Annotated in this window: 7 protein-coding genes; 5 read left to right on the forward strand and 2 right to left on the reverse strand. The window is 64.9% G+C overall.

The window, feature by feature from the left end; all coding sequences use genetic code 11:
* Nucleotides 1-41 precede the first annotated feature (41 nt).
* From ABYW26_RS07725 to ABYW26_RS07740, 4 genes are all read left to right on the forward strand, one after another.
* Complete coding sequence (locus tag ABYW26_RS07725; RefSeq protein ID WP_372604197.1) at nucleotides 42-1,169, forward strand: FAD-binding protein; 1,128 nt, start codon at nucleotides 42-44, stop codon at nucleotides 1,167-1,169.
* A 4-nt stretch (nucleotides 1,170-1,173) separates the two neighbouring features.
* Nucleotides 1,174-2,457, forward strand: coding sequence for a glycolate oxidase subunit GlcF (gene glcF, locus ABYW26_RS07730; RefSeq protein WP_372604198.1), 1,284 nt, complete (start codon nucleotides 1,174-1,176; stop codon nucleotides 2,455-2,457).
* 63 nt (nucleotides 2,458-2,520) lie between these two features.
* Nucleotides 2,521-3,348 carry a serine protease gene (locus ABYW26_RS07735; protein ID WP_372604199.1) on the forward strand — a complete coding sequence of 276 codons (828 nt, stop codon included), beginning with the start codon at nucleotides 2,521-2,523 and terminating at the stop codon, nucleotides 3,346-3,348.
* 125 nt (nucleotides 3,349-3,473) lie between these two features.
* Entirely contained in the window at nucleotides 3,474-3,932 is a 459-nt protein-coding gene (locus ABYW26_RS07740; protein ID WP_372604200.1) for an Hsp20 family protein, read from the forward strand.
* A gap of 75 nt (nucleotides 3,933-4,007) precedes the next feature.
* Here ABYW26_RS07740 and ABYW26_RS07745 read toward each other — a convergent pair whose 3' ends face one another.
* Entirely contained in the window at nucleotides 4,008-5,480 is a 1,473-nt protein-coding gene (locus ABYW26_RS07745; protein WP_372604201.1) for an NAD-dependent succinate-semialdehyde dehydrogenase, read from the reverse strand.
* 102 nt (nucleotides 5,481-5,582) lie between these two features.
* Nucleotides 5,583-6,575, reverse strand: a complete 993-nt coding sequence (locus tag ABYW26_RS07750; protein ID WP_372604202.1) for a P1 family peptidase — start codon at nucleotides 6,573-6,575, stop codon at nucleotides 5,583-5,585.
* Nucleotides 6,576-6,820: 245 nt separating this feature from the next.
* On the opposite strand from ABYW26_RS07750, the gene ABYW26_RS07755 reads away from it, so the two are divergent.
* A partial coding sequence (locus ABYW26_RS07755) for an aminopeptidase P family N-terminal domain-containing protein (protein WP_372604203.1) occupies nucleotides 6,821-7,638 on the forward strand: 818 nt, incomplete at its 3' end.

Consider the following 7,638-nt stretch of genomic DNA (forward strand, 5'->3'; position numbering starts at 1 on the left):
CGGCCAATTCACCCCGAGGATATTTGGAGCAAAGAAGAAGCATGACCCCAGCGACAGAAGCAGAATTGGCGCAAGCCGTGGCCGATGCGGCGGGACCGCTGCGCATTCGCGGTGGCGGCACGCGGGCGATCGGGCAGGCCGGGCCGGGCGCGGTTCTGTCGGTGGCGGAATTGCGCGGGATCGAGCTGTATGAGCCGGGGGCGCTGACGCTGGTGGCGCGGGCGGGCACGCCGCTGGCCGAGATCGAGGCGGTTCTGGCCGCTGAGGGCCAGCGCCTGCCGTTCGAGCCGATGGATCACCGCGCGCTGTTGGGCACCGAGGGCGCGCCGACGATTGGCGGGGTGGTGGCCAGCAATGCTTCGGGGCCGCGGCGGATTCAGGCCGGGGCCTGTCGCGACAGTCTGATCGGAGTGCGGTTTGTCGATGGTAGTGGCGCGGTGATCCGCAATGGCGGTCGGGTGATGAAGAACGTCACCGGCTATGATCTGGTCAAGCTGATGGCCGGAAGCTGGGGCACGCTGGGCGTGTTGAGCGAGGTCAGTTTCAAGCTGTTGCCCGCGCCCGAGGCGGCGGCCTGTGTGCTGATCGAAGGGTTGAGTGATGCGCGGGCGGTGGCGGCGCTGTCGGCGGCGCTGGGGTCGCCGTTCGAGGTGTCCGGCGCGGCGCATGTGCCGGTGGGATTGGACGGCGCGCCGGTGACGATGATCCGGATCGAAGGCTTTGCCGATGCGGTGGCGTATCGCGCCGGGCGGTTGCAAGCCCTGTTGGCGCGGTTCGGTGACAGCGTGGTTGAAACCGATCCCGAACGGGTGGCGGCGGGCTGGTCCTGGATCCGCGATGTCGAAGGCTTTGCCGGGCTTTCGGGCGACGTGTGGCGGGTGTCGGTCAAGCCCTCGGATGGGCCTGCGGCGGTGACGGCGGTGGCGCCCGAGCGCGCGATTTACGACTGGGGCGGCGGCCTGATCTGGATGCTGGTGCCCGAGGGGCGCGACATTCGTCCGGCCTTGGCCGGGATCGGCGGCCATGCGACCTTGATCAGGGCCAGCGAGGCCACCCGCCGGGATATTCCCAGTTTCCACCCCGAAGCCGCGCCCGTGGCAGCGCTGAGCGCGAAACTGCGGGCCGAATTCGACCCGCGCGGCATTTTGAACCCCGGATTGATGGGCTGAGCACATGCAGACTTTTTTCACGCCCGAGCAACTGACCGATCCCGGTCTTGAGCGCGCGAACCAGATCCTGCGCGCCTGTGTGCATTGCGGGTTCTGCACTGCCACCTGTCCGACCTATCAGGTGCTGGGCGACGAATTGGACAGTCCGCGCGGGCGGATCTACCTGATCAAGGAAATGCTGGAAAGCGGCCGGGCGGCGGATGAAAAGACCGTCAAACATGTCGACCGCTGCCTGTCCTGTCTGGCCTGCATGAGCACCTGCCCCTCGGGTGTGCATTACATGCATCTGGTCGATCTGGCGCGCGAGCATATCGAGAACACCTATCAGCGGCCATGGCGCGACCGCGCTCTGCGCTGGGTGTTGGCGCGGATCCTGCCCTATCCGGGGCGGTTCCGGCTGGCGCTGTTGGGGGCCAAGATCGGGCGGCCCTTTGCGCGGCTGATGCCGGATGCGCGGCTGCGGGCGATGCTTGAGATGGCGCCGAAGCAGATCCCTCCGGTCAGCCGCAATGACGATCCTCAGGTGTTTCCGGCGGTCGGGCCGCGGAAAAAGCGCGTGGCGCTGATGACCGGCTGTGCGCAAAAGGCGCTGAATACCGATATCAACGATGCCACGATCCGGCTGCTGCGGCGGTTGGGCTGCGAAGTGGTGATCGCGCGCGGCATGGGCTGTTGCGGGGCGCTGACCCATCACATGGGCAAGACCGACGAAAGCCACAGCGCGGCGGCGTGCAACATTCGCGCCTGGGGTGCCGAGATGGCGGGCGAGGGCTTGGATGCGATCGTTATCAACACCAGCGGCTGCGGCACCACGGTCAAGGATTACGGCCATATGTTCCGCAACGATCCGCTGGCCGATCAGGCGGCGGCGGTCTCGGGTCTGGCGATGGATGTGTCCGAGCTGTTGATGCAGCTGGACCTGCCCGAGGGCGCGGATAAGGGGCTGCGGGTGGCCTATCACGCCGCCTGTTCGTTGCAGCACGGCCAGCAGATCAAGACCCATCCCAAGACCCTGCTGAAACGCGCCGGGTTCGAGGTGGTCGAGCCGGCCGACAGCCATTTGTGCTGTGGTTCGGCGGGGACCTATAACCTGATGCAACCCGAGATTTCCGGCCAGTTGAAGGACCGCAAGGTGCGGACGCTTGAGGCGAAATCGCCGGATGTGATCGCGGCGGGCAATATCGGTTGCATGATCCAGATCGGCTCGGGCACCGGGGTGCCGGTGGTGCATACGGTCGAGTTGCTGGACTGGGCGACAGGTGGCCCGATGCCGCGCAGTTTGGGCTAGTCGCGGACACAATCCTGCCCCATCCTGTGCCTAAGCTGGCCGGGTGTTCGGGCAGGAGGATGGATGCGACGCCGTTTTGCCAAATATGTTCTGGGGGCGCTGATGCTGTTGGCATCGGCCCTGCCGGTTTTGGCCGAGGAATCGGTCTTGCGGGCGCTTGCGACCTCGGATGCCGGCAAGGGTTGGCTGGGTGTCGGGCGTCTGAACATCGGCAATCGCGGTTTTTGCACCGGTTCGCTGATCGCGCCCGATGTGGTGCTGACCGCGGCGCATTGCCTTTTTGATCAAAAGACCGGCGCGGTGTTCGACGTGGGCGAGCTGGAGTTTCTGGCGGGCTGGCGCAATGGCCGTGCCGAGGCCTATCGCGGCATTCGCGCCGCCGTTGTGCATCCGCGTTTCGATGTGCTGGCGGCCGATCGTGTTGCCCGTGTGGCTTATGATCTGGCGCTGCTGCAACTGGATCGCCCGATCCGCCTGCCGGGGGTTCAGCCCTTTGCCACCTCGGGACGGCCGCGCAAAGGTGACGAGGTCGGCGTGGTTTCCTACGCGCAGGACCGGGCCGAAGCGCCGTCGCTGCAAGAGGTGTGTCACGTTCTGGCCGGTCGGGCCGGGGTGCTGATGATGTCGTGCAATGTCGATTTCGGCGCGTCCGGGTCGCCGGTGTTCCATATCGAAGAGCAAGAGGCGCGGATCGTGTCGGTGGTATCGGCGATGTCGGATGTCGATGGCAAACCGGTGTCGCTGGGGGTGTCGCTGGGCAACAACCTGACCCTGCTGCAAGGGCGGCTTGATGCGGGCGACAGTATTTTCCCCAACACCGGCGCTTTGATCCGGCGCTTTGGTCAGAACAACGAGACCGCGGTCGGCGGGGCGAAATTCCTGCGGCCTTAAGGTCTTGAAACCGCATTTTTCCATTCCCAGATAAGGGTCGTCAGGCGCCGCTTTCGGGCCTGAAACCGTGACATGGCCCGTCCCCTAGGGAGGGCCGAAACGCATCGCTTTTTGGAGGATGACCCATGCGAAATTTTGACCTGTCGCCGCTTTATCGTGCCACTGTTGGCTTTGACCGCGTGGCTGACCTGATGGACCGGGCGCTGACCGCCGAAGTGTCTCAGCCGACCTATCCGCCCTACAACATCGAAAAAACCTCGGACAATGGCTATCGCATTACCGTCGCCGTGGCCGGGTTCTCGGCTGATGAACTGTCGGTCGATGTGAAAGAGGGCCAGCTTGTGATCGCCGCCCGCAAGGCCGCTGACGAGACCGAGCGCACCTATCTGCACCGTGGCATCGCCACCCGCGCGTTCGAGCGCCGCTTTGCGCTGGCCGATCACGTCAAGGTCACCGGTGCCACCCATGCTGACGGCATGCTGCATGTCGATCTGGTCCGCGAAGTGCCCGAAGCCCTGAAACCGCGCCGGATCGAGATCGCCACCGGCGAAACGGTCGAGGCCAAGGCCGTCGAACAAGGCTGACGCCAATCCCGCAATGACGAAGCGCGCGACCGAAAGGCCGCGCGCTTTCGCGTTTCAGGGGGCGGTTTTACCGCCTTAGACCGCCAGGCAGATGTATTTCATTTCAAGGTAATCCTCGATCCCGTGGCGCGAGCCTTCGCGGCCTTGCCCCGATTGCTTGACGCCACCGAAGGGCGCGACCTCGGTCGAGATCAGCCCGGTGTTGACCCCAACGATGCCATATTCCAGCGCCTCGGCCACCTTGTAGACCCGGCTGATGTCGCGGGCATAGAAATACGAGGCCAGACCAAAGATCGTGTCATTGGCCATTTCGATCACGTCATCGACAGTGTCGAACTTGAACAGCGGCGCCAGCGGGCCAAAGGTTTCGTCGCGGGCGAAATCCATGTCCTGCGTGGCGCCAGTGATGATGGTCGGGGCAAAGAAGCAGCCCTCGCCCTCCATCCGGTAGCCACCCAGCACCACGTCGCCGCCTTTTGCCTTGGCATCGGCGATATGGCTTTCGACCTTTTCGATCGCCTTTTCGGTGATCAGCGGCCCCAGATCGGTGCCGTCTTCCAACCCGTCGCCGACCTTCATCGCCGCGACGGCCTTGGTCAGCTTTTCGGCAAAGGCGTCATAGACCCCGGCCTGCACATAGATGCGGTTGGCGCAGACGCAGGTCTGGCCGTTGTTACGGAATTTACAGGCGATGGCCCCGATCACCGCCTCGTCCAGATCGGCGTCGTCGAACACGATGAACGGCGCGTTGCCGCCCAGCTCCATGCTGGTTTTCATCACCTGATCGGCGGCCTGGCGCATCAGGATGCGGCCGACATTGGTCGAGCCGGTAAAGGTGATCTTGCGCATGGTCGGGTTTTCCGAGAACTCCAGCCCGATATCGGCGGCATAGGTCGAGGTCACGACCGAGAACAACCCCTTGGGAATACCGGCGCGTTCGGCCAGCACTGCCATTGCCAGCGCCGACAGCGGGGTTTCGCCCGCCGGTTTCACCACGAACCCACAGCCCGCCGCGATGGCCGGGCCGCATTTGCGGGCGATCATGGCGTTGGGAAAGTTCCACGGCGTGATCGCGCCGACAACACCGATGGGCTGGCGGATGACCATCAGGCGCTTGTCGGACTGGTGGCCGGGGATGGTCTCGCCATAGATGCGTTTGCCTTCTTCAGCGAACCATTCGATGAACGACGCGCCATAGGCGATTTCGCCCTTGGCTTCGGGCACCGGCTTGCCCATCTCGGCGGTCAGGATCTTTGCCAGATCGTCCTGATTTTCCATCATCAGATCGAACCAGCGCCGCATGATATTGGCGCGTTCCTTGGCGGTGCGTTTGCCCCAGCCGATCTGCGCAACGCGGGCAGCCTCGATGGCGCGGGCGGTTTCGGCGCGGCCCAGATTGGGAACCGAGCAGATCACGTCGCCCCGCGCGGGGTTGGTGACCTCGAAGGTTTCGCCACTGTCGGCGGTGATCCATTCGCCCGCCACATAGGCGCGGGTTTCAAGCAGGCTTTGATCGGTCAGACGCGATTTCAGGTCGGTAGCAGCCATGGTATTCTCCCTCAGTCTGCGCATGGTCAAACCACGCGCCTAAGCCCCGCGTCCATTGATGCGGGGGGTGTGTTCATATTTTAATTAACATGTGAATAGCGGTCAAATCGAACCCTTCCTGTCGGTCCAGGTGGGAAACGGATCGTTGGCGGCCGGGCGGGCGGCGTGGACGCCACGAGCGATGGCGCGGGCAAGGCAGGTCGCCGCCGCATGTCCCAGCGCCAGCGCGTCAAGAACCGGATCGGGCAGGGCGCGGGCGCCGGTGGCGGCGGCAAAGATCAGATCGCCGTCCAGCGGCGTATGACTGGGCTGAATGGCGCGGGCCATGCCGTCATGGGCGGCGGTGGCCATGCGCGTGGCCTCGGCCTGAGTAAGTGCGGCATCGGTGGCGATGATTGCGATGGTGGTATTGCCGCCCTCAAGGGTCTTGATCCGGGGCCGGGCCAGCGGGTCATGCCGACCGATGCCCAACCCGCCGAATTCACCGTCGATCTCATATGGCGCGGCCCAGAATTCCGGCCCGTCGCCCATCGTCACCGCGCCCAAGGCGTTGACCGCGACCAAGGCGCCGACGGTGATGCCGTTCTCCAACACGACCGAGGCCGATCCCAGCCCGCCTTTCAGCCCCGCGACCGTGGCCCCGGTGCCTGCCCCGGCAGTGCCGATTTCGAAGTCGGCCGAGGCCGCCGCAAGCGCCGCCGCGCCAAGTGCCTTATAAGGGTTCGCCGTCCATGCCTTGTCGCCGCCGTTCAGCAGATCGAACAGGATCGCACCGGGCACGATCGGCACCCGCTGGTCGCCGACGACAAAGCCGCGCCCCTGTGCCCGCAGCGCATCCGCCACGCCCGAGGCCGCATCCAGCCCAAAGGCCGATCCGCCCGACAGCACCAGCGCATCCACCTGTTGCACCAGACGGTCGGGCGCCAGAAGGTCGGTCTCGCGCGTGCCGGGCGCGCCGCCCATGACATGCACGGCAGCGGTGAACGGCGCCGCGCCCAGCAGAACGCTGACGCCGGTTTTCACCATGTGATCTTCGGCATTCCCGACCAGCAGGCCGGGCACGTCGGTGATCAGGTTTCTGGGGCCAGGGCGCATGAGTTTTGTCCGGAAAATTGGTGGTCCAATCAGTTTGCGCGACCCAAGCGGCCCGGACAAGGGCGCAATCCGCAATTCGGTCTTGCGTGAAAACCCGAACCTCGTTCAATCTGTCGCCAAGCGAAGGCGATGGCGTCGCCACGGGGTCGCGTGCCCCGCGCTTGGCAGACCTGATATGCCAGCCGTCCTGAACGCCGGGATTGTTTGTGACCCGGCGCGATGCGGGTCCGTTTCCTGAGGTTGACATGACCGAACTGAACCGCCCCGAATTTTTCCGCTATCACAATGGCGACAAGGTGCCGCTGCCGTTTTCCGCCGAGGAATACGATCACCGCATCATGGGCCTGCGCGCCGCGATGGATGCCACTGGTGCCGAGGCCGTGGTGCTGACCTCGATGCAGGCGATCGCTTATTATTCGGGGTTTCTGTATTGCAGCTTTGGCCGCCCGTTCGGCCTTGTCGTCACCGCGTCGGGCCATGTCACGATCAGCGCCGGGATCGACGCCGGTCAGCCTTGGCGGCGCTGTCATGGCGACAGCCTGACCTATACCGATTGGGCGCGCGATAATTTCTGGCGGGCGGTGCGGCATGTGACCGGCGAAGGCCGGGTGATCGGATACGAGGCGGATCACCTGACGCTGGTGCAGGCCGACAAGCTGCGGTCGTTCCTGAACCCGGCGGGGATGATCGACATTGCCCCGGCCTCGATGCAGCAGCGGATGCGCAAATCCAAGGCCGAGATCGACCTGATCCGCGCCGGTGCCGCGGTGGCCGATGTCGGCGGCTATGCCATTCACGAGGCGATCCGCGCCGGGGTGCGCGAGATTGACGTCGCCATGGCCGGGCGCGACGCGATGGAGGTCGAAATCGCCCGCCGCTTTCCCGATGCCGAATATCGTGACACCTGGGTGTGGTTCCAGTCAGGCCTGAACACCGACGGCGCCCATAACCCGGTCACCGCGCGGGTGCTTCAGCATGGCGATATCCTGTCGCTGAACACCTTCCCGATGATCTCGGGCTATTACACCGCGCTGGAGCGCACCTTGTTCGTCGGCACGGTGGA

It is taken from the genome of Actibacterium sp. (assembly GCF_041584535.1).
Classification (GTDB): Bacteria; Pseudomonadota; Alphaproteobacteria; order Rhodobacterales; family Rhodobacteraceae; genus Actibacterium_D.